Consider the following 21,655-nt stretch of genomic DNA (forward strand, 5'->3'; position numbering starts at 1 on the left):
GCCACAAAAATATTACAAAAATAAAGCACCGAATCAGACCACGAAATCCTCATCTAACTCATCAAAACTTGTAAATCAGGCGTAACTCGATAACTGATATGAAATATTTATGAGCCTATAATGCAGATAAGTGTAGTTAATATTTAAAAAATTAAAATAATGGAAACTCCAAATGACAAATCTACATACACTTAAAAAAACATCACTTTTGAAGAGTGCACAAGCCACCACATTCAAATCTCTTACCCACTTGAGCCTACTAGGAATAGTTTTTTTTGCCTGCTTCTCTGCTGGACAAGCGAGCGCCCAAGATAACTATCCAAACAAACCAATCAAAATAGTTTTAGGCTTCTCTGCAGGTGGTGGAACCGATGTCATTCTCAGATCTATTGCAGGCAAGCTCACTGAGAACCTCGGTGTACCCGTTATTGTCGAGAATAAGCCTGGTGCGAACGCTAATATTGCAGGCGAATATGTAGCCAAAGCCGCACCCGATGGCTATACCTTTTTGTACAACACATCGTCTCTTGTTCTGAGTCCACACCTCTATAAAAAGCTGAACTACGACTTTAGGACGCAGCTCACACCAGTCGCACTTACGGCAAATATTCCATTTGTATTAGCAGCCCACCCCTCAGTGCCCGCTAAAAATATTCAAGAGTTCGTAGCGTATTTGAAAGCAAATCCAGGCAAAGTTAATTATGCCTCGGCGGGTGAAGGTAACGTCACACATTTGGCTACCGTGCTATTTTTAAAAGGTATCGATGCTCAAGCCACACATATTCCTTACAAAGGTGAAGCACCCGGATTGATTGATTTACTAGGTGGTCAAGTGCAATTTATGTTGGGTAACTCAAACACCCTCATACCAAATATTCAACTGAAAAAACTAACTGGACTCGCCGTTGCTAGTCAGCAAAGAATTAGTTCGATTAAGACAGTCCCAACTTTGTCAGAAACAGTGCTGCCCGGCATAGAGTACGGTGCTTGGTCAGGCGTGATGGCACCCATGAACACTCCCAAACCAATCGTTGAAAAAATTAATGCTGCGTTAAATAAAGCACTTAAAGACCCACAATTACGCGATCAAATTATTAAGTCTAGTGCAGAGGTCCGTGGCTCGACCGTTCAAGAGTACGACGCATTTTTAAAAGCCGAATACACACGCTGGGGCCAAGCGATACAAGCTTCAGGTTTAAAACCTGAGTAGAGCTTGCATACACCGTATCTGTTCGATCGTCTCTCCATGCGAGTGCAACACAGAAGCATGGAGTGATTTCCAAGAATTTACGCTTCTCCAAGAGTTGCTCTTACATTAAAAAAACAAAAGCCGAGGCCCGCTCGGGCAGCTGGTCACCATATTGGTAGTCTGCAGCAAACGACAACAAAAACAAGATCAGGATATTTCCCACCAGATGTCCAAGATCTGGGCAAATTTCGCAAAAAAAGGAATCATAGTGTTTCAGGACTGCCTGAATGGCCAAACTACACGCTCAAAGAATATGTCATGCGAGAGTTCATTTCCCAACTCTTGGGCACTTGGGTCCGTTTTTACTCATCACACAAACCTGTTCCTAACATTGAAAAAAGAATCAAGTATCCAAGGTCTTTGTCTATTACAACTCAATCATTAAACATAGATTTATTCTTGTTGCGTAGTTTAAGGAATATATCTGCAGTACTGTGAATTATTGTGAAACTGTGCAAGACTGTGCTTTACTACAGCACACTGACCTGCTGCGTGCGGGCTGCGGGCAAAGGCGTAGGGTCGCCTGACGCAATAAAAACTTGGGAGGTCCTATGACCGATACACGTATGAAACTTCGGCGAGGGTTGCTTGTGAGCCTGCTTGCCATGTCGCTCACCGCTTGTGCTGCACTGCCCGGCGGGACTGCTGTGCCCGATCAAGTCGATGCGGCGCAGCGACGCGCACGCGCGACGGCTGACGCTCTGGATGCATGGGTTGAGCGCATTGCCATGTTGCCGCTGGGTACGTCCATGCGTCAGCAGGTCCAAGGTGCTGAACCGGATGGCAGGCTCATCGAGTACCTCGCCGCGATCCTCAACGAGATCCCTCCCAAAGACGTCTATGGCGTCTATATCGCCTTTGAGAACAAGCAGTGGACTGCGCCCTTGTCGATGCCTTGGGTCGACCGCAAGAGCTGGCCCAAGGGAACGGTGGTCACCTATGACTACCACGACCCGAAGCAGGAGTGGTACAGCGGGCCCAAGCGCACGGGCGCACTCTACATCACCGAACCGTATTTCGACGAAGGCGGCTCGGACATCACGATGGTCAGCATCACGCGGCCTGTCAAAGACCGGACCGGGCGATTCATCGGTGTGGCGGGGGCAGACATTTCCTTAGAGGACATTGGCACACGCCTGCAATCCTCAGACGGAGACATGTTTCTCGTGAGCAAGGACGGCAGGGTCATAGTGCACCCGGAGGCACGATTGATGCTCCGAAAAGGCTATGCCGGGGAGAGTCTGGTGAATCTGCCCGCAGGCGCGGTGATCGCCGCGCAGGCTTCGGGTAGCACGAGGGCCGTGGTGAATGGCACCCCTCGCACATTCGTGTGGCAGACGGCCCCGGTTACGGGCTGGCGGGTTGTGATCGGTCTGCCCTGACAACGGGCAGCGGATGATCATGCATTTGGATACGGCCATCGTCGATACCCTGGCCGTTGCGACCCGCATAGCGCCCACGCCCGGTCAATTCGTGCAATTAATTCAATCAAAATTTCACAGCAGTGGTCGACCGCAGTGGTTGTTACAAATTCAGGGCGTCAAGCCGACCAAAGCCATTGCAAACTTCAGTCGACCTTTATTCCAGCATCTTTCACCACTTTTGCAAAACGACTAGTTTCAGAAACTAATAGTTTCGAAAATTGTTCTGGTGTACTGGGTAAAGGAAACATTCCACTCGCCTTAAATTTTTCTAAAACTTCTGGCTCATTTAATGCACGAACAAGCTCGGCATTTAAGCGTGCAATGATTGCTGGGGGTGTTCCCTTTGGCACAACTAAGCCACCCCAGTTGGTGGCTTCTAATTGAGGGTATCCAGCTTCGCGTACAGTTGGAACATCCGGTAATGCAGCAACTCTCTCAGGCGAGGTTACGACTATTGCGCGTACTTTTCCACTCATTGCAAATGGCGCAATTTCAGTAACGTTTGTAATAGCAGCAGTAACGTGACCACCAGCCGTAGAAGTTACCGCAGGAACACCTCCCTGATAGGGTATGTGCACGGTATTGATATTTGTGGCAAGTTTAAGCATCTCACCAAATACATGATGAATCGTACCAGTACCTGATGTCCCATAAGAAATTTCGCCAGGTTTAGCTCGAGCAAGCGCGATGAGTTCGGGTAAAGAGGTAACCGGTACTGTAGGATTAACAGCAACTCCCATTGGCAACCACAGTACTTGACCTACCGGGCTGAAATCTTTTATGGGATCGTATGATAATCCGGTTCGAATAGACGGATTGATAACGAAGCTCGGAAAGACCATCAGCATCGTATATCCATCAGGTGTCGCCCGTGCTCCCGCTTCATAACCAATGACCGCACCAGCACCTGGACGGTTTTCAACAATCACCGGTTGACCCATTCCCTTTGACATGTTCTGCGCCAAAATGCGTGTGGTTATATCACCGGCTCCGCCAGGTGGAAATGGCAGAATAATTCTAAGAGGTTTAGATGGAAAATTATTAGCTTGCGCGACGTTAACTAACCCTAGAACCGATGTGATAAATAGCGTCAAGATAATTTTTATGCTCATTGCAATTCCTTTTATTATTTTCAGAACGAAAAATCTCAATAGCCCTAGATCTCCCTAAGAAAAGAACAGAGCTCTTTACCATGCTGTTAATTTAATACTAACTCATATGCTACGATGATTTAGATATAAAACATTAAAAACTGATAGTTCGCCAAATGACATACGCGGAACAGTTTCGCGTGATGACTTTTGCCAAGCTGACTTAGCGCAAGAATCTGGGCGATATCGAAGTGACGCTGAAGGCCAACGGGAGCAAACTTTATGCGGTGGGATTGTGTCACAGCATTCATCGCTCGATATTGGCCGGACACTACTGACGTAAATTAACCCCTAAAAATTTCCATTTAGTCGCTTTACCCACCCAATCTTAAATTGATTTCTCTTGAGTAAATTCTCTTTTTCTTTTAACGCTACGCCAAGGAGCCTATAAATGATTATTGGAATGCTAATTTTTCAGGATATGACGCAACTTGACTTTACAGGTCCACATGAGGTTTTTTCTCGATTCAATGGGTGTCAAGTCAAAGTGATTTCCAAGACAATGGATCCCGTGATTGCTAGAGGCGGACTAAAATTTATTCCCGATACCACTATTGATGACCCCCAGCTTTATGACTTAATTTTTGTGCCCGGTGGTCCCGGCACCAGCGCACTCATGGAAGACCCGCAGGTACTCAAGTTTTTACGAAACCAAGCTGATCAGGCTAAATATGTAACATCAGTTTGCACGGGTGCATTAGTTCTTGGTGCGGCGGGGTTACTGCAAGGCTATCGTGCTACGACACATTGGTTATCTGTAGACCTATTGCCAATTTTTGGTGCGATCGTCACTCAAGATCGTGTTGTATTTGATCGAAATCGAATAACGGGAGGTGGAGTGACGGCAGGCATTGACTTTGCATTGACTATTGCGGCTGAGGTATTTAATGAGGATGTCGCGAAAACAATTCAACTCTCGATCGAGTACGACCCCGCACCACCTTTTGCGGGTGGTCATCCTGATACATCTGACGTCCGGATTGTTGAAAGTGTTCGCACAAAACTAGCGCCTTTGCAGGCTAGCCGGCTAGAACAAGCAAAACGGGCCTCAGTTCTATATTGTCAATAGCGCTCTCACAATACTAACTGGCAAGGAACTGATTAAGTAAACTTGCTGGCTCTTATTTCGCGCAAACAAGATAACTGCTTTTGGAGTTTATATTGGCTTCTGAAGGCAACCAGCTCTAGAGCAAACGCCAGCCATATGTCAATCTGCGCTTGCATTTTATAGGCATGAAGATTCATGTCACGCCTTCAGTCGCAGTCACATTTCAAAACAAAGAGCCCAACCTTGTAGGTTGGGCAATCTGTCTGGAACGAACCTAGTATTCTTTGCTCCCCGAGCTGGGCTCGAACCAGCGACCAGCAGGATTAACAGAAAAGTCGGTTGTTTAAATATCTTTAAAAAACAGTAACTTATCTTCAAAAAAGATCACCGTGTAATAATTCGTGTAATTAAATCAAGAGTTGCATTATGCAACTCTTGGGCACTTGGGTCCGTTTTTTGATCATGACAAAAGAACATATCTAACGCAAAGACGCTAGTAAAAATTAATTCAATTGAATTGTTGATAAAGGTTTATCTAATTTAATGTACTTAATTTCTTTGGCATTAACGTCAATCTTCTTTAAATCAAAAGAATAGATATTGGTTGTTTCAAACATCTTTAGGTTATAGGTCATGTTTTTATTATCAGCCACGACTGACCACTCAGTAATTTCAATGCCACCAGCACCGCCTCCGTAGGCATTGGTTGCCGGTAAACTAATTGCACCCGGAGGAATATCAAAGCTACCCAAAATATGCCAAGCGGTATTATTTTGCTGCAAAGTAGAATAAGTTGTTGGTACAGACTTAGTCAAAAATAATGCTCGAATGAAGCGGCTCGGGCTGAGATAGTCACCAGGTAGTCCTTGCAGACCACTGCCAGAGCTTGGAGGTGCGTAGGTAGCGCCATTAATGACTAATGGACTTTTCTCAACACTGGTGAGGTTTGCGTAATTGCCAATGTTGTTAAGCTGATCCCTGAATGCCGGATCATTAGTCATGACACTAGTAGGATTATCGGTGATGACCATCTCACCTTTAAGATACTCAACGACGATACTCCTGCCTTTGGCATCATGCAAAGTCATGCGAACTGGTGCAGACTGGTTGTTGTAGGCGGGAATCGTCGAGCGATTAATTTTGATCTTCTGAAAACCTGCTTTAACTTCGTCAACAGTAGCAAAATTGGTCAAAGCGTACATGAGCATCTGGATAGAGGCGATGCTATTTGCAGAATCAGCTGACGTCACAACTTGATACTCAGCGGTATTCGGGGCATTTAACAGGCCGCCAACCAAACCTTTTTCATTCATGCCGTCTACCAGGACTGGCATACCTAAGCCATTCATGCCAGCAGTAGCGTACTTAGTGGTCCAATTCAAACCAGTACCTGGCTTACCATCTACCCCGACGCCCGGAACCTGTAAATTTCGAGGAACTATTGTTAGCTCAGACTTTAGCGGTAAGCCAAACTCTAGCGTTCGACCATATACAAAGCCGCCATCGCTGCCTTTTAATAAGAAGCTAGTGCAAGCATGGCTTAGAATCGGCGCGATTGCCAATGTCAAAGACAGGGATGCTGCCATCATTGATGTAACTATTTTTTTATTCATTTGTGATTCCCTATTAAAAACAGGTACTTATATTAAAAAAATACCACCATGTAATAGTTAGTGTAATGATTTGAGCTGAATCGTTCGAAGTTCGAATGTCTTTTGTATTCATATATCACGCCAGTCAAGAAGCTTTGGTGTCATACCAGAGTGATCGTAAAGCATCCAAGAATCAACTGCATAGTGATCATGTTGGTTAAAGTTTTTTAGACCAGCCTTAAAGGCAGCAGACTCTGGATTGAACGGTGCTAAGCCGGACGCAATTAAATCTGTATGAATGAATACTTGGATTCGAACCAGCGACCAGCAGGATTAAGCGCCAATCTTTTCATGTAGGGCGATGTTCACTTGTCATCTGGACGACATCTTTCACTAAATCGGTGCATATGCGAATAACAATGTTACGTTTTGTTGCATAAAAGCTGAAATATCACGCCTTTTAATCGACTATGACCCTGTAAATCACGCATAGTTGATTTGGCACGATCTTTGCTTTATAAAGAATGCTCTTACCTGTAAACCTTCTTACGGAGAATTAAATGAGAAGACTTCACTCAGCATTCGGCTTGCAGAAATTGGCGGCCATCACTTCTTTGCTTATTGCTAGCGCCTCTGTCAGTGCTCAAGAAGTAATCAAAATTGGTATCCCGACTGGCCTATCAGGCGCAAACAGCGTCGTAGCGCCTTCAGTGGTTCAGTCAGCAGAGTTAGCCGTCGACGAAATAAACGCCGCAGGTGGAATTTTAGGTAAAAAGGTTGTGTTGGAAATTGCGGATGATGGATCAGGTGCCGCGGGGGCTCAAAAAGCCGCAGACTCACTGATTTTCCAGAAAAAAGTTGATGTTCTTATTTCAATGCAAACAAGCGCGGCGCGCAATGGCATGCTGCCCATCGTGACACGAGGTAAAACACCTTATATCTACACCTCGCTTTACGAGGGTCGCTCATGCAACAACTTCCTTTACGCAAATGGCGCTGTTCCAGAGCAGATGGTTGCTCCAATCGTCGATCACTTCATGAAAGCAAACAACGCAAAGACCTTTTTCTTGGTTGGTAGCGATTATGCTTTTGGACGTGGAATGCTTGCCTTTACACGCAAATACATCGAATCAAAGGGTGGCAAGGTCGTGGGTGACGAATACCAGCCTATGGATGCAACCGACTGGACAGCGATTATCAGCAAGATGAGATCAACAAAACCAGACGCGGCCATTTTTTCAACTGCTGGCGGTGCACCCAATGTCACGCTTCAGAAGCAATTTAAGGCAGCTGGCATCACGGCACAAGTTGGAAACCTAAGCGTGGACGAAGGTACGGCCAAAACAATGGCTGCTGATGCAGAAGGCACCTTTATTTCTGCCTCTTACCTAACAAACATTGATTCGCCGGCAAACAAACAGTTTCTGGCTGCAATGAACAAAAAATTTGGAGGAAAACTACTGACCCCGAATGATTTGTCCGTGCCTCAATATGATGCCATTTACCTATACAAAGCTGCTGTAGAAAAAGCAAAGACGACAAAAGCAGAAGATGTTGTCAAAGCACTCTCAGAAGTTTCGTATGACGGTCCCCGTGGACGCGTTCAGATGAACGTTCAAAGACATGCTCCCCTCAACATGTATTTGGGACAGGTCCAAAAAGATGGCTCTGTAAAAATAGTTCAAAGTTTCCCGGCTGTTGATCCTGGTCCACAGTGCCCCAAACTTTAAGTAGAAAAAGTCTGTTTAAGCAAGAATAGACTGAATGCAATTATCGAGTAGAACGGAGTCGCCATCTTAAGGTGGCGACTCCGTCTCCGGGGCAATAAATGAACTTAGTTCTTGACATCATCACAACGGCTGCAATTTTGTTTTCTGTGGCTTCAGGTTTATTGATCGTTTTGGGTGTTCTCAAAATCATCAATTTCGCGCATGGGGCATTTTTAACGGTTGGTGGCTACGCAGCTTTTGTTGCAACCCAGAACCAAATCAATCCATGGCTCGCCTTCCCTTTGGCATTTCTGGCAGGGATCGCTTTAGGCGCCATAGTTGAGCGGCTTATTATTCGACCAATATACGATCGACCCTTGGATGCCATCCTCGCCACTTGGGGGCTTGGCATCATTATCAGTCAAGTCATCACTATCATATTCGGCAGAGAAATACAGTTTGCACAATCGCCTATCTCTGGTGCAGCAGAAGTATTAGGGGTTGCCTATTCGCAATACCGCATATTCTTCATTTTCGCTGCGATTTCAATTGCCGCGTCAATTGCCTTATTGTTAAAAGGTACGCGACTTGGTCTTGAAGCCAGAGCAGTCATCATGAATGAGCCTCTCGCCAGAGCATTAGGAATTAATGCTGCACGGGTTAGGTTTGTGACATTTATTTTTGGTGCAGGTCTCGCTAGCCTCGGAGGGGCTTTAATCACGCCCCTTGCGAGTGTTGATCCGAATATGGGAGTTCCATGGCTGGTCAACGCGTTCATGTTGGTTTTAGTATCTTCTATTTCTTTAAAAAGTCTCGCATTCGCGTCGCTCGTTTTAGGTGGAGCCCAAGTGCTGGTTTCGACCTTTGTGAGTCCGGTCATCGGTGGCCTCACCATCGTGGCGCTGGCAGCAATCATTTTGCGCTTTAGGCCTCAGGGGTTTGCAAATGATTAACGATAACAGCCCGTTAACGTCAAACAACAGCAACACGTCAAAACGCAAAGAAGCAGGAGTTTTTGTCTTAGCGGCCGTGGCGCTAGTCCTTGTTTTTTTGGGTCCTTACGTTTTAGACGCCTACACAGTGAACATACTCGTTCGCGCTTTTGTTTATGCCGCCACGGCGCTCACTGTGAATATCCTTTGGGGTTACGCCGGAATACTGACCTTTGGACAGTCCGCCTTCTTTGGCGTGGGAGCCTATGCTGCAGGTCTACTATTTACACACTTTGGATTTTCAATTGGTATCGCCGCTCTAGCGCTCATCATTGGCATTCTGGTGTCAGGAGCGCTTGCCTGGCTGCTAGGCTGGATATCTTTTTATCAGGGCGCCTCACCACTTTATGTCGCCATCGTTACGCTCGCGTTTCCAATTGTCCTTGTTCAGCTTTTATATTCAGGAGGAACATTCACGGGCTCCTCCAGTGGACTCGTTGGTTACGAAACCTTTGATCTGAGCGTGAATGCCTGGTTTTCAATCGCTGGTGGCTTTCTGGTTTTGGTGACCTATTGTTCTTGGTTTTTTGTTAACTCTGACTTCGGCAGAGTTTTAACTGCCATTCGTGAAAACGAATCACGTTGCGCGTATTTGGGTATCAATGCACCAAGAATAAAAACGCTGCTTATGATAGCCATGGCAATGATCGCTTCCGTTGCGGGATTTATCTATGCCGGATATACGGTCGTTGTAGCGCCTGAGATAGCAGGTTTCGTCTTCGGAACTGAATTAGTCATCTGGGTCGCTTTAGGAGGTCGCGGTACACTTATGGGGCCCGTCATCGCCACCTTGGGCATTGATGTCATCACGGCCTATTTATCTGGCAGCTTTCCCTATATTTGGAAAATGTTTGTAGGCGTATTATTTGTAGCAGTAATTGTCTTGCTCCCTCAGGGTATTTTTCCCCCGATTTGGAATTTTTTCCGCCGCAAGTTCCAACAACGAGGCGATGTTGAATTTATTCCTCAGGTGACTTCTGCTGAGCAAAACACTTTAATAAATATTCAAGACATCAGTGAGCGGCCTATGGTCCTAAACGTTCGCTCGCTGGGCAAAAGTTTTGGAAGCTTAAAAGTTCTGGAGGACATCACTTTTTCAGTTAGACAAGGAGAGCTCCTTAGTATCGTAGGCCCTAACGGAGCAGGTAAGACAACGCTGATGCGCTGTCTCTCAGACGGCACTGAAAGAAGCTTTGGGGAAATAGAGATTGAACGTCATGCGGTCAGTCGTGATGCCCCTTTTGATCTTGTATCACTCGGCCTTGGGCGCAGTTTTCAAACAACCAGTCTTTTTGAAACCTTAACTGTCTACGAATGTCTTAGGCTTGCACGCTATAAATCTGAAAAACCATCACTGAAAATGATGTCGACAAGTCTTCAGCTCCCTGCACCCGCAATGCGCGTCATGGCTGCAACAGGACTTGTTGCTGACTTGACAACAGCGGCCAAACATCTGTCCCATGGTAAAAAACGTGCACTCGAGTTGACGATGGTGCTTGCTCTTGAACCTAAAGTGCTCCTTCTTGATGAGCCAACTGCCGGACTCACCAAGCCTGAGAGAACCATGATTGGTTCAATACTTACTGACTTATCATCCAATCACGGAATCAGTGTCGTGCTTATTGAACATGATCTGGATTTTGTAAAAGAGATTTCCACTCGAATCATGGTCTTGACCCAAGGGAAAATTCTTCTTGATGGTCCTGTTGAGGAAGTCGTTCACTCGGACTTAGTTAAAACTGTTTACTCGGGCCACGGGTGAGTTAAAAGATGAAGAATACGATGACACCTGAGTTAAACATTTCAAAATTAGCGAGTGGTTATGCGGGAGCTATGGTAATCCGCGATGTGTCGCTTGAAGTCAGACCGGGCGAGATATTTACACTTCTCGGAAAAAATGGGATGGGGAAAAGTACTCTCCTTAAAACGGTTTTTGGATTTCTCACTCCAATGCAAGGAAAAATTGAAATACGAGGTGTCGGAGTGAACGGTCAGCCTCCTCACAAAATTGCCAAGCATTCCATTGCCTATTGCCCCCAAGAACAAGCAATTTTTCAAGACCTGACTGTCAAAGAGAACCTGAGACTTGGCGTATCGGATGAGTTAGGACTTGATCGTTCGATTGACTTTATATCGACTTACTTTCCGATTATCAAAGGTCGACTGGGGCAAAAAGCGGGAACCCTTAGCGGTGGGGAGCAAAAAATGCTTGTCCTTTCGCGCGCATTTATATCTAAACCAAGTTTGATTCTTATTGACGAAATATCAGAGGGACTTCAGCCCTTAATGATTGAACGGGTCTCTGACATGCTGACCTCAGCTCGAGCAACGACCGGTGCCGCAATTCTGCTTGTTGAGCAAAACGTTAGCTTTGCCTTAGGTGTTGCGGATCGCTACGCAATCCTTAAACTTGGCGAAATCGCTGAAACGGGCGATGCTAAAAACTCCGGAACCTTGGAAATGGTTAGGGAACATCTCTCTGTATGAATACTCCTCTGAACTTTAATACATTTTCCATTGTCGCTCGCTGTGAAAAATCGGGAGCGTTTGGCGTGGCTGTTGCCTCAGCGGTTCCTTCCGTCGGCTCAATGTGTGTCTATTCCCGGTCTAATGTAGGTGCAGTCTCAACGCAATCATGGGTCAATCCATATCTGGCAATTGACGCACTTGATTTTCTTGCTCAGGGTGCGAGCGCCCCCGAAGCACTTGCAAAAGCGCTCAAACGCGATCCCGACGCAGCACTTCGTCAGATTGGGCTGATTGACTCGACAGGGCGAGCGGCAGCACATACCGGAGAACTCTGCACGACATGGTGTGGACATCTTTTAGGTTCTCATTTTTCTGTTCAGGGAAACATGCTGACAGATGAGCATGTTTTAGCTTCGATGGCGGCCGCTTTTCAAGAAAATACTGATTTTGCGGATGCACTTTTATCGTCTCTAAAAATGGGACAGGCTGCTGGAGGCGACAAGCGGGGTAAACAATCCGCAGCACTGCGAATCCACGGAAAAGAAAAGTATCCGCTACTTGATTTACGTGTGGATGATCATGTCAATCCAATTGATGAACTTGGACGAATTTTACAAATAGCAAAAGCGCAGTACTTGCCTTTTGTCGAATCGATGCCAGCCCGCTTCGGCCAAGGCAAGCCACTTTCAGCTGAAACTCGGGCGCTCTTGATGCGCTCACCACAGAATCGCTAACGACATACTTTGAACATGCGGAGAAAAAAATGTCCGAAAAGGAACATCAGTTAAATATTTTGTTTAACGCCTTAGGCGCTTATTTAAGTCCTGAACGCAGAGAACAAACTTTTAAATCTCTTGAAAATATTACAAAGGAATTAGAAAAGCTCAGATCACTTGACTTGCACGACGTGCATCCAGCGATCGTTTTTCGGCCTGAAGAAATCATAACTGGGGATAAAAATGAGTTTTGATGCACGGTTTGCTTCTGCTTCTGAAATATCAACGGCGATCAGGTCCAAAAGAACCACTACCGTAAAGGTTGTCGAAAATGTTTTGCAAGCCATCAAGGATGATGATCCTAAGTTTGATAGTTTTGTGACAATTTCAGATCAAGCTTTAGAGGCAGCGAGTGCGGCTGACAAGGCTTTTAGCAAAGGTGAAATTCTAGGACCTCTTCACGGCGTACCCATCGCTATCAAAGATAACTACCTCACCTCAGACATGCCAACCCACGCGGGGAGTGACGCAGAAGTTTTTAATTTTCCGCGAAAAGATTCAACGGCAGTGGCTCGACTCAAAGCGGGTGGTGCCGTGATCATTGGCAAGACGAGAATGCATGAATTTGCCTGGGGTAATGTCACACCTCCTACAAAAAATCCTTGGTGCTTATCGCGCGTACCTGGAGGCTCAAGCGGCGGATCTGGGGCTGCCGTTGCAGCAGGCTTTGTTCCAATTGCACTTGGATCAGACACCGGTGGTTCGATTAGAATACCCGCTAGTTTATGCGGCACCGTAGGATTAAAACCGACTTTTGGCAGAGTTAGCCGAGCTGGTATCGTGCCGCATAGTTGGTCCCTTGATCATGCCGGCCCCCTCTCCCGCAGTGTCGCTGATAGTGCGATCACTATGGATGTGATCAGTGGCTTCGATGAAGCAGACCCTGCGACCATACGCATGCCTAGAACTGACTTCACCAAAGCACTTGGTCAGAGCATCAAGGGTTTACGCATTGCGGTTTGTAGAAATTATTTCTTTGATTCAAACGAACAGCAGGTCAATGCGTCTGTTGAACACGCAATTGACTACTTCCGACAAGCCGGTGCAATTGTCTCTGATGTCCATATTCCATTACTCGAATTTAGTTTAGGTGCGATTTATGCAATTGAGCTCGCGTCCTCTTCGGCCTATCACGCAGAAAATATTCGAAAAGGATTAGTAAGTCGCTTTACAGATGACGTTCGATTACTGGTCGAGATGGGACAGTTAGTCAGCGGGACAGACTATTTGAAAGCTGAGCAGTACCGGCGAGTTCTGGGCGAAGCGCTGCAGAAGACTTTTTCAAATGTTGATGCAATCGTGACGCCAACCTTACCCCTCACGGCTTGGACAATTGGAACTTGGAATGTCTCTATCCAAGACCATAAACAAGAGAGTGTTCTCGCTGCATCTTGGCGCTTGACGTACCCATGGAACCTTGTCGGCTTACCCGCTATCTCAGTGCCCTGCGGTTTCAACAATTCAGGTTTACCCATTGGCTTACAGCTTGTAGGACGCCCCTTTGATGAAGCTACCGTTTTGCGCTTGGCAGACTCTTATGAAAAAGCGCACGACTGGATCACCCAGAGACCCCTTATTTAACCTACTCTTAACATGAGGCTTTATGACGTCAAAAAGAGTCCAAGAGGCATTGATCAAGGTCGCTTGCGTCCAGATGGAGCCCATTATTGGCAAAAAGCAAGAAAACCTTGAAAAAAGTCGCCTACTGATTGAAGAAGCCGCTCGCATGGGGGCTCGCTTGATTATCCTTCCTGAGCTTGCCAACACAGGCTACGTATTTGAAACACGAGCAGAAGCCTTCGTGCAAGCTGAAGAGATACCGTCTGGCGAGTCCAGCAATTTCTGGTCTCAACTCGCTATTCGCCTAGGCGTCACTATTGTGGTTGGAATCGCTGAACGAGAGCAGGATAGACTTTTTAACTCAGCAATTGTGACAGGCCCAAAAGGCTTTATTGGTAAATTTCGTAAAGTACATCTTTGGGGAGAAGAAAATCTATTTTTTGAGCCAGGTAACCTTGGCTTCCCCATTTTTCATACCCCTCTTGGAAGAATTGGGGTAATGATTTGTTACGACGGATGGTTTCCTGAGTCCTACCGTTTACTTGCAATGCAGGGAGCAGATATTGTCTGTGTACCAACTAATTGGATACCACTCTCAGGGCAAGATCCCTCTCGGGAAGCCATGGCAAATATTCTTGCAATGGCTTCGGCTCACTCAAACTCACTCTTTGTAGCTGCCGCCAACCGAGTTGGGACAGAGAGAGGTCAGCCTTTTATTGGTCAGAGTTTGATTGTGAGTCACACCGGCTGGCCAGTTGCAGGTCCAGCATCGTTTAAAGAAGAAGAAATTATTATTGCAGAGATTAATTTATCAGATGCTCGTAGAAAAAGAAATTGGAATGCTTTCAATCAGGTACTTCGGGATAGAAGAAATGATGTTTACGATGAGATGCTTGGCACGCAAATAAACCCTGGCTGGTATTGAGTGCGCTGTTTATCCTAGCGCAGAGTGACAGCCACCACCTGATCACCCGGATTGATCTCATCATGCGCAATCTCACGACCCAATTCGACTAACGCCATACGGCCTTTGCAGGAGCCAGTTTGATTTCCACCCTCAAACTCAGCACAGTGCTTTGGCTCAACGGCATGCTTTTAAAGTGTATTTGGTACCCCGAGATTGCTCGGACCAAGGACCAGCAGGATTAACAGAGAAGTCGGTTGTTTAAATGTGTATTAAAAACAATAGGTTATCTTCAAAAAAGATCATCGTGTAATAATTCGTGTAATTGAATCAAGAGTTGCATAATGCAACTCTTGGGCACTTCGGTCCGTTTTTAATTATTACAAAAGAACAGAAATTTTGGTACTACGATAAAGCAAAATATCGGGACAAAGTATCATTCCTCGCCCATCACAAAAGCATAAATCTTATCGCGATCGTGAGGGGTTTGCAGGTCTGAGTTAGGTGGGCGATACCAACGCGCTTCGAGGTCAAGTGAACTCAAGACCAGTTTGCTGAGCCTGCTGACGGGCATCAAATCGGTCACAGTATTTAACCAAAGCGTAAAAATACACTTTAAAGATTACCGAACGATATGTTATTGATAATAAAATATCAATAACATATCACTCAGGATTAAGACCATGAACAAAATCCCCGTCACGATTCTGACTGGTTTTTTAGGTAGCGGTAAAACAACTTTACTCAACCGGATCTTGAAAGAACAACACGGTCAGCGCATCGCTGTGATTGAAAACGAATTTGGTGAGGCAGGCATCGATAATGAACTATTGGTTCAAGATCGTGATGAACAGATCATAGAAATGAACAACGGTTGTATTTGCTGCACTGTGCGAGGAGATCTGGTTAGGATCCTTGGTGAGTTACACGCCAAAAAAGAAGCAGGGACACTCAATTTTGATCGCGTCATCATCGAGACTACCGGTTTGGCAGACCCTGCTCCCGTCGCGCAAACATTTTTTGTCGATGAAAACATTACTTCGCAATATCTGCTTGACGCCGTCGTCACGATGGTCGATGCTAAACACGCCGACCTCCAGCTTGATGAGCATCACGAAGCGCAAGAACAAGTCGCTTTTGCTGATCGCATCCTGATCACGAAAACTGATCTCGCAACGAGCCAAGCGCTCTCTAGCCTCAGGAAGAGACTGATTCAAATGAATCCTCGTGCCAAAGTCGCCGTTTCACAGCATGGCCAGACAACGATTGACGACCTTTTGGATATCCGTGGTTTTAATTTAAATGCCATCCTTGAAATCGAGCCTGATTTCTTGACCGATGTTGATCATGAGCACGACGATGATGTCACTTCTTTTGTGTTCCGTGAAACCAAACCGCTTGATTTAGAGCCGGTCTGGCCAAACTAGACAGCCCGATAAGTGATAAAAAGTCATTGGTCTTTTTGGCGCAGAGCGCCCAGGAGAGTAATGATGAGACGACCCAGAAGGAATCACACGGCCGACTTTAAGGCCAAGGTAGTATTAGCACCACTACGCGGAGATAAGACCCTCGCGGAGTTAGCAGAACAGTTTGAAGTGCATGCGAACCAAATCTCGCAATGGCGCCAGCAGGCAATCGACAATATGGCTTCTAGCTTTGGCAAAGAACCGGTTGGAGCAGTATCTGAGGATGAGGTGAAGGATTTACATGCCAAGATTGGGCAATTAACCTTAGAAGTCGATTTTTTCGAACGCGCGGGCGGCTTGGCGGGATTGCCGAGCGCAAAGCGATGATTAACCGCACCCATGCCCTGAAGGTCAGCCGCCAATGCTCGTTTAAATACCATTGATATCGAACCCTTCGTTAGCCACGAGAATATGCTAGACAAAAACGAGCAGTAATATTGAGCTAATTATCAAAGGGACGCCATGAATATATTTGAGAGTTCGCGACAGATCACAAAAGTGATTGTTGGCGCGGGCTTAAGGGCTAAACTTTTTTTGGGCTTTGCATCGCAATTTCTCATAGTTTTTTGAAAGAGAGAGTTTGCACTTTACGGGTTGCAAATACTAAAACTGCGTTCAGTTACCGCTTACCCCAAAATGATGTCAGTCGAGATGCACTGCCGCAGACTAGGTCGCCCTAGTCGTTTTATTGCGCTACAGCGATTTTTAGATCAAGTCACTAAACACGATCGAGTGTGGGGCCATAGCCGTAAAAGTCTCTCATGGCATCGCTTTCTTATTCTTTAAACCGCGCTGGATACGTGCCGGCAGGTAATGCCATTTTCAAGCTACGTTTATACACCTCTTCCATCGCGACGCGCATGGGGCCCATCGAGGCTTCAGCTTCATCAAATTGAGGGCAGAGTTCTTCGTAGGCCGATTGAATCTCGCGCAGTAACGCAGACTCATTGACTAGAGTCAATTTAGAATTAAACAATACTGCTTCGCCATTTACAAAGCTGGCATCAACAGCTTGCCCTCGTTCTGCGTACACTAACTGTCGCACAGGGTCGCCCAAGGGCGTAAAGCTTGGTGAGGCGAGTTTATACAACACCAGATCTGCGGTCATGCCAGGTGCAAGCACACCCAGTCTATCACCTAAGCCCAGAGCGTTTGCACCACCCACTGTGCAGGCGTTTAAGGTTTCCGTTGCGCTTAACCAGCGGTTGTAATCATCCCCGCGAATCTTCGATAACCCGGCCGCTGTACCCATCACATTTAACATGTTGCAGGTATAGGTTGAAGAGCAGCCATCTGCGCCCAAACTCAAATTGATACCCGCATCGAGCACCGCACGTACAGGCTGAGAACCCGAACCCAACATCAGATTGCTCCACGCATTGTGCTGCACGGTCGCGCCTGAGTCAGCGATCATCTGCAACTCATCAGGATTGAGCCAGACCGCGTGAATTAACGTTGTGTTGGGCTTCAAAAACCCAAGCTCTGCCAAGCGCGCAATCATCGTTTTTCCATAGAGCGCCATACCGGTGACGACCTGCAGCCTAGTCTCTTGCGCATGAATGGCCGCAGGCAAATCAAGCTCATCGGCCAGGGCCCTGCACTGTTTTATAAATTCGGGCGTGCAGCGATGCGGTGCCGAAGGCGACACCATGAGACCCACGCGATCTTGCTTTGGATGATGCGTTTGTGCCAACTTGCGAATGAACTGCATCAGCGCTGCCGGATCAGGTCGCGGTAAACCACGCAGTTGCGTCACGAGTTCTTTAGAAAAAATCTGATCCACATCGACATAGTTATCGACGATCGGACGATCCATCATTGAAAAGCCAACTACCGCGCGCAAGCCAATATCTTTATAGGCCTGAAACACCGCTTCAATCACTTCAGGGTTCAGCACGGCTCCCGGGCTCATGTCATCCACAATGGTGGTCGTCCCTGTGCGTAAGGCTTCAATCGCACCGATTAACGTTCGAAGATAAATTTGCCTGGGCGTTAAGGCCACGGGTTTGATGGTGCGGACATAGTTCATCCATAGTTCAAGCGGAAGATTTTCAAATCGTCCTTTTTGAAAATGTTCATGCGAATGTAGATGCCCATCGATCAGACCTGGCACTGCAAGTCGGCCCGCGAGTGGCATCACCTCTCCATCGGTTGCTGTTTCACCGGGTAAGATCGCTGCGATCTTCGTACCCTCGATGACTAGATCAACCGGTTTAGCGTCAAACTTTTGTGAGGCCCCGTGCAGCGCTTGCACGTTTTGCAAAATTATTCTTTTCATTTTTTTTCAAAACTCAGTAGCAGTGTGGCTAAAAGCAATGCCCCTGACGCGGCGTCAGCTCGTACATTCAGACTATCTTCAATAATATGCCAAAGTCTGAGTCGCAAAACTTCAGAGCGCGCATCAAACAAAAACAGGGATAACGCCACATTATTTAGAGATGACATAAAGGCAACAAAAGCACCGGTCATAATCCCCGGCAAGAGCGCTGGCAATTCAAGGCGTTTAAACGTAAACCAACCCGATGCCCTCAAACTATGCGAGCAGTCAAGCATCACTGGGTCAAGCTGCGCATAACTCGCTAACGCGGTGCGCAATACATCAGACGTACAAATGGCAACAGGGCCCGCCACGAGTGTCGAAAACTACAAACCCTTTTCCATCAATTATAAAGACTTGTCCCCTCTTTTATGCAAAAATACTCTAACTAAGCTAACGCTCCAAAACAGGTTACGGATATCAGATGCGCAATAACAAAGATCATCAAAGTCGCTTCAACATCCTAAAAATGCTGCTCGATTCCAAGCATTGCCAAGTCGCCTCAATATGACCCGCTCTGCTTATACGGTCATACGCGGTGGATTAGTGCTTTCAAGCGATGCGTCTACGACTAGCCATCAAGACATTCTTATCAAAGGAGACACGATTTCAGAGCTTCTAGCCCAAAATGCGCCCGCGCCTGAAGGCGCTGCTCTCATTAATGCCAAAGAGCGACTGCTGATTCCCGGCCTAATCAATACTCACGCACATGGACACAACACTCTCGCTAAAGGCATGGGTGGTTTATGGAACCTCGAACTGCAACTGGCCATGTCACCCTGGATTAGCGGTGGGCGCGAGCGCGAAGACAAGTACATCGCAGCTCTGCTAGGTGCTGCAGAAATGATACGTAAAGGCTGCACAACTTGTTATGATCTTTATCTTGAATTGCCGGGTCCTACAATCGATGGAATGCAGGCAGTCGGTCAAGCATACGTCGATGCCGGCATGCGGGCGGTCGTGGCACCGATGATGTCTGATCGTAGTTTTTACGAAGTTGTGCCGGGCCTGATAAACGCATTGCCCCATGATCTACAACTGCAAGTTCGATCGCTACAAGCGAACCCCTCAGGTCAAGGCCTGAAAGTTGGTCGTGAGCTATTACACCATTGGCCGTTCGATATAGACCGCGTTCGTCCCGCCTTGGCGCCCTCGATTCCTTTGCACTGTAGCGACGAGTTTCTATCTGCAATCGTACGTATGTCACGTGAGTTCAACGTTGGTCTTCATACGCATTTAGCTGAGTCACGCTTTCAAGCCGAAGTCAGTTTGACGCGGTTCGGTCAAAGTATTGTTGCGCACATGGCGAAGCAGGGCTTTCTATCATCAAATTTAACTGTCGCCCACGCCATACACATCACCGATGAGGATCGTCGCCTACTTGCAAAACACAGCGTATCCGTGGCCCATAATCCTTCTGCCAATATGCGACTAGGTTCAGGGCTTGCAGATATACGGGCCATGCTCGACGCTGGCATTAATGTAGGCATTGGTACCGATGGGTCAGTTTCTTCAGATAATCTAAACATGTTTGAAATGTTACGGCTCACTTCTTTTATTTCAAGAATAAAAACATCACCTCCCGAAGCTTGGTTGACGGCGACAGAAATCCTGACGATGGCCGGAACTAACGGTGCACGAGCGCTAGGCATGCAAAATCTGATTGGGCAAATCAAAGCTGGTTATAAAGCCGATATCGTGTTCTTAAATCTAACTAATCTGAACTATGTGCCACTCAATGATCCCGTCAACCAGATTGTTCACTGCGAGGATGCTACCGGCGTTGATCGGGTCTTAATCGGAGGAAAAATTGTCTTCGAAAATGGCCAGTTAACCCAGATCGATGAAGCTAAGTTACGCGAACGCGTAGAGCAAACTATGCAGGCCGTCAGAGCTCGGCGCGATACTGTGTATCCAACAGTCAAACGTACCGCTGACATTGTGGGACTCTATTGCGCTTGCCTAGGTGGCTCATCCCCTAGTCACAACACGAAACTCTTTACTTAAGAGAAGCCAATCATTCAAAGTGCGACGTTGAGTAGCGTCACTAATATAAATGGCAGGCAACTCTCGAGCCTTCGACCAAAGTATCTGTCGGACGACTTTGCGAGCATACGCTTATCGCCTGACTACATCGGGGATGAAATGCGCAACCCGTTGGCGGATTTAAAGCATTGGGATAGGCTAGCCCGAGACCCAGCTCAGGCATCCCTAGACCTGGCTCAGGCGTTAACACCGAGCGCAATAGCGCCTGAGTATACGGATGCTTGGGACTCTTAAAGACCGATTCCACAGCACCCTCTTCGACGATGCGCCCCAAATACATCACTGCAACACGCTGAGCCATATGCTGCACAACGGCCAGATTATGTGAAATCAAAACATACGTCAGCTTGAACTCGCTTTGAAGATCAAGCAACAGGTTTAAGATTTGCGCTTGAACCGATACGTCTAGCGCTGAAGTTGGCTCATCGCAGATCAGCAGATCAGGACGTACAATTAATGCTCTTGCAATTGCGACCCGCTGACGTTGACCTCCAGAAAGCTGCATTGGATAGCTGTCAAAAAATCGTGCCGGCAAGCCAACGCGCTCCATCATGTCGATGGTCTGGCGTCGTCGCTCAGCACTCGTTCCAATACTATGAATCAGAAGCGGCAAACCGATTGTCTCACCAATCTTCTTACGCGGGTTCAGCGATGAATAGGGATCTTGAAATACCGGTTGAACTCTGCGAGCTAATTCAAGGCGATTGATATCTTTTATTGGGATATGATCAATTAAAATTTCACCTTCAGTGCTGGGCAATAGTCCCACTAGCATTTTTGCAAGAGTGCTTTTTCCACAACCCGACTCGCCCACCAAGCCGAGCACTTCGCCGCGCCTTAAGTTCAAGGATATATGGCTAACTGCTTGTAGTATTTTATTTTTCTTTAGAAGTCCATTGCCAAGAATAAACGAACGTGAAACGTTGACAGCCTGCAAGATAAAGTCGTTCAT

18 protein-coding genes and 3 pseudogenes are annotated in these 21,655 nt (G+C 46.7%); 15 read left to right on the forward strand and 6 right to left on the reverse strand.

What is annotated here, in order from left to right:
* Positions 1-172 precede the first annotated feature (172 nt).
* Both AC8GE9_RS10285 and AC8GE9_RS10290 read left to right on the forward strand, forming a co-directional pair.
* Positions 173-1,210, forward strand: a complete 1,038-nt coding sequence (locus tag AC8GE9_RS10285) for a Bug family tripartite tricarboxylate transporter substrate binding protein (RefSeq protein WP_506677074.1) — start codon at positions 173-175, stop codon at positions 1,208-1,210.
* A 590-nt stretch (positions 1,211-1,800) separates the two neighbouring features.
* Positions 1,801-2,631: a PDC sensor domain-containing protein gene (locus AC8GE9_RS10290; RefSeq protein WP_506677075.1), complete on the forward strand. Its 831-nt coding sequence runs from the start codon at positions 1,801-1,803 to the stop codon at positions 2,629-2,631.
* A 185-nt stretch (positions 2,632-2,816) separates the two neighbouring features.
* On the opposite strand, the gene AC8GE9_RS10295 is transcribed toward AC8GE9_RS10290, so the two are convergent.
* On the reverse strand, positions 2,817-3,785 hold the full coding sequence (locus AC8GE9_RS10295; RefSeq protein WP_506677076.1) for a Bug family tripartite tricarboxylate transporter substrate binding protein: 969 nt from the start codon (positions 3,783-3,785) through the stop codon (positions 2,817-2,819).
* Positions 3,786-4,215: 430 nt separating this feature from the next.
* On the opposite strand from AC8GE9_RS10295, the gene AC8GE9_RS10300 reads away from it, so the two are divergent.
* Positions 4,216-4,893, forward strand: a complete 678-nt coding sequence (locus AC8GE9_RS10300; RefSeq protein WP_506677077.1) for a DJ-1/PfpI family protein — start codon at positions 4,216-4,218, stop codon at positions 4,891-4,893.
* Positions 4,894-5,375: 482 nt separating this feature from the next.
* On the opposite strand, the gene AC8GE9_RS10305 is transcribed toward AC8GE9_RS10300, so the two are convergent.
* Positions 5,376-6,485 carry a linear amide C-N hydrolase gene (locus tag AC8GE9_RS10305; protein WP_506677078.1) on the reverse strand — a complete coding sequence of 370 codons (1,110 nt, stop codon included), beginning with the start codon at positions 6,483-6,485 and terminating at the stop codon, positions 5,376-5,378.
* Positions 6,486-7,024: 539 nt separating this feature from the next.
* Here AC8GE9_RS10305 and AC8GE9_RS10310 point away from each other — a divergent pair.
* From AC8GE9_RS10310 to AC8GE9_RS10345, 8 genes are all read left to right on the forward strand, one after another.
* Entirely contained in the window at positions 7,025-8,194 is a 1,170-nt protein-coding gene (locus AC8GE9_RS10310) for a substrate-binding protein (RefSeq protein ID WP_506677079.1), read from the forward strand.
* A gap of 98 nt (positions 8,195-8,292) precedes the next feature.
* Positions 8,293-9,126: a branched-chain amino acid ABC transporter permease gene (locus AC8GE9_RS10315; protein WP_506677080.1), complete on the forward strand. Its 834-nt coding sequence runs from the start codon at positions 8,293-8,295 to the stop codon at positions 9,124-9,126.
* Positions 9,119-10,927 carry an ABC transporter permease subunit gene (locus AC8GE9_RS10320; RefSeq protein WP_506677081.1) on the forward strand — a complete coding sequence of 603 codons (1,809 nt, stop codon included), beginning with the start codon at positions 9,119-9,121 and terminating at the stop codon, positions 10,925-10,927. The genes AC8GE9_RS10315 and AC8GE9_RS10320 overlap by 8 nt, the downstream gene beginning before the upstream one ends.
* A gap of 20 nt (positions 10,928-10,947) precedes the next feature.
* A complete protein-coding gene (locus AC8GE9_RS10325; RefSeq protein WP_506677082.1) occupies positions 10,948-11,652 on the forward strand; it encodes an ABC transporter ATP-binding protein in 705 nt (234 codons plus the stop codon).
* Positions 11,649-12,368: a DUF1028 domain-containing protein gene (locus tag AC8GE9_RS10330; protein WP_506677083.1), complete on the forward strand. Its 720-nt coding sequence runs from the start codon at positions 11,649-11,651 to the stop codon at positions 12,366-12,368. Before AC8GE9_RS10325 ends, AC8GE9_RS10330 begins: the two co-directional genes overlap by 4 nt.
* A gap of 29 nt (positions 12,369-12,397) precedes the next feature.
* Positions 12,398-12,604, forward strand: a complete 207-nt coding sequence (locus tag AC8GE9_RS10335; protein WP_506677084.1) for a hypothetical protein — start codon at positions 12,398-12,400, stop codon at positions 12,602-12,604.
* Entirely contained in the window at positions 12,594-13,991 is a 1,398-nt protein-coding gene (locus AC8GE9_RS10340) for an amidase (RefSeq protein ID WP_506677085.1), read from the forward strand. The genes AC8GE9_RS10335 and AC8GE9_RS10340 overlap by 11 nt, the downstream gene beginning before the upstream one ends.
* A gap of 22 nt (positions 13,992-14,013) precedes the next feature.
* Positions 14,014-14,895 (forward strand): nitrilase family protein, encoded by an 882-nt coding sequence (locus AC8GE9_RS10345; RefSeq protein ID WP_506677086.1) that lies wholly within the window; start codon positions 14,014-14,016, stop codon positions 14,893-14,895.
* Between the two features lie 415 nt (positions 14,896-15,310).
* Here the strand turns inward: AC8GE9_RS10345 and AC8GE9_RS10350 are convergent, their stop codons facing one another.
* Positions 15,311-15,460, reverse strand: coding sequence for a hypothetical protein (locus AC8GE9_RS10350; protein ID WP_506677087.1), 150 nt, complete (start codon positions 15,458-15,460; stop codon positions 15,311-15,313).
* Positions 15,461-15,557: 97 nt separating this feature from the next.
* Here AC8GE9_RS10350 and AC8GE9_RS10355 point away from each other — a divergent pair.
* The 3 pseudogenes from AC8GE9_RS10355 to AC8GE9_RS10365 all read left to right on the forward strand — a co-directional run.
* Positions 15,558-16,277 (forward strand): annotated as a pseudogene (locus AC8GE9_RS10355) (CobW family GTP-binding protein); the annotation flags it as partial.
* 84 nt (positions 16,278-16,361) lie between these two features.
* A pseudogene (locus tag AC8GE9_RS10360) lies at positions 16,362-16,702 on the forward strand (transposase); the annotation flags it as partial.
* Between the two features lie 268 nt (positions 16,703-16,970).
* Positions 16,971-17,126: pseudogene (locus AC8GE9_RS10365) on the forward strand (allantoinase); the annotation flags it as partial.
* On the opposite strand, the gene AC8GE9_RS10370 reads toward AC8GE9_RS10365, so the two are convergent.
* Positions 17,116-18,618 carry an amidohydrolase family protein gene (locus AC8GE9_RS10370; RefSeq protein ID WP_506677088.1) on the reverse strand — a complete coding sequence of 501 codons (1,503 nt, stop codon included), beginning with the start codon at positions 18,616-18,618 and terminating at the stop codon, positions 17,116-17,118. The pseudogene AC8GE9_RS10365 and the gene AC8GE9_RS10370 sit on opposite strands and share 11 nt — an antisense overlap.
* Positions 18,615-18,971 (reverse strand): ABC transporter permease subunit, encoded by a 357-nt coding sequence (locus AC8GE9_RS10375; protein WP_506677089.1) that lies wholly within the window; start codon positions 18,969-18,971, stop codon positions 18,615-18,617. Before AC8GE9_RS10375 ends, AC8GE9_RS10370 begins: the two co-directional genes overlap by 4 nt.
* Before the next feature lie 193 nt (positions 18,972-19,164).
* Here AC8GE9_RS10375 and AC8GE9_RS10380 point away from each other — a divergent pair, with 193 nt between their 5' ends.
* Positions 19,165-20,664: an amidohydrolase family protein gene (locus AC8GE9_RS10380; RefSeq protein ID WP_506677090.1), complete on the forward strand. Its 1,500-nt coding sequence runs from the start codon at positions 19,165-19,167 to the stop codon at positions 20,662-20,664.
* A gap of 40 nt (positions 20,665-20,704) precedes the next feature.
* Here the strand turns inward: AC8GE9_RS10380 and AC8GE9_RS10385 are convergent, their stop codons facing one another.
* Positions 20,705-21,655, reverse strand: coding sequence for an ABC transporter ATP-binding protein (locus AC8GE9_RS10385; RefSeq protein WP_506677091.1), 951 nt, complete (start codon positions 21,653-21,655; stop codon positions 20,705-20,707).

It is taken from the genome of Zwartia lucis (assembly GCF_965234455.1).
Classification (GTDB): domain Bacteria; phylum Pseudomonadota; class Gammaproteobacteria; order Burkholderiales; family Burkholderiaceae_B; genus Zwartia; species Zwartia lucis.

Coding starts and splice junctions, on each gene's coding strand:
- AC8GE9_RS10310 (WP_506677079.1), top strand. CDS start 7,025: ATGAGAAGACTTCACTCAGCATTCGGCTTGCAGAAATTGGCGGCCATC.
- AC8GE9_RS10340 (WP_506677085.1), top strand. CDS start 12,594: ATGAGTTTTGATGCACGGTTTGCTTCTGCTTCTGAAATATCAACGGCG.
- AC8GE9_RS10370 (WP_506677088.1), bottom strand. CDS start 18,618: ATGAAAAGAATAATTTTGCAAAACGTGCAAGCGCTGCACGGGGCCTCA.
- AC8GE9_RS10320 (WP_506677081.1), top strand. CDS start 9,119: ATGATTAACGATAACAGCCCGTTAACGTCAAACAACAGCAACACGTCA.
- AC8GE9_RS10305 (WP_506677078.1), bottom strand. CDS start 6,485: ATGAATAAAAAAATAGTTACATCAATGATGGCAGCATCCCTGTCTTTG.
- AC8GE9_RS10325 (WP_506677082.1), top strand. CDS start 10,948: ATGACACCTGAGTTAAACATTTCAAAATTAGCGAGTGGTTATGCGGGA.
- AC8GE9_RS10380 (WP_506677090.1), top strand. CDS start 19,165: ATGACCCGCTCTGCTTATACGGTCATACGCGGTGGATTAGTGCTTTCA.
- AC8GE9_RS10385 (WP_506677091.1), bottom strand. CDS start 21,655: ATGAACGACTTTATCTTGCAGGCTGTCAACGTTTCACGTTCGTTTATT.
- AC8GE9_RS10300 (WP_506677077.1), top strand. CDS start 4,216: ATGATTATTGGAATGCTAATTTTTCAGGATATGACGCAACTTGACTTT.
- AC8GE9_RS10295 (WP_506677076.1), bottom strand. CDS start 3,785: ATGAGCATAAAAATTATCTTGACGCTATTTATCACATCGGTTCTAGGG.
- AC8GE9_RS10345 (WP_506677086.1), top strand. CDS start 14,014: ATGACGTCAAAAAGAGTCCAAGAGGCATTGATCAAGGTCGCTTGCGTC.
- AC8GE9_RS10330 (WP_506677083.1), top strand. CDS start 11,649: ATGAATACTCCTCTGAACTTTAATACATTTTCCATTGTCGCTCGCTGT.
- AC8GE9_RS10335 (WP_506677084.1), top strand. CDS start 12,398: ATGTCCGAAAAGGAACATCAGTTAAATATTTTGTTTAACGCCTTAGGC.
- AC8GE9_RS10285 (WP_506677074.1), top strand. CDS start 173: ATGACAAATCTACATACACTTAAAAAAACATCACTTTTGAAGAGTGCA.
- AC8GE9_RS10315 (WP_506677080.1), top strand. CDS start 8,293: ATGAACTTAGTTCTTGACATCATCACAACGGCTGCAATTTTGTTTTCT.
- AC8GE9_RS10290 (WP_506677075.1), top strand. CDS start 1,801: ATGACCGATACACGTATGAAACTTCGGCGAGGGTTGCTTGTGAGCCTG.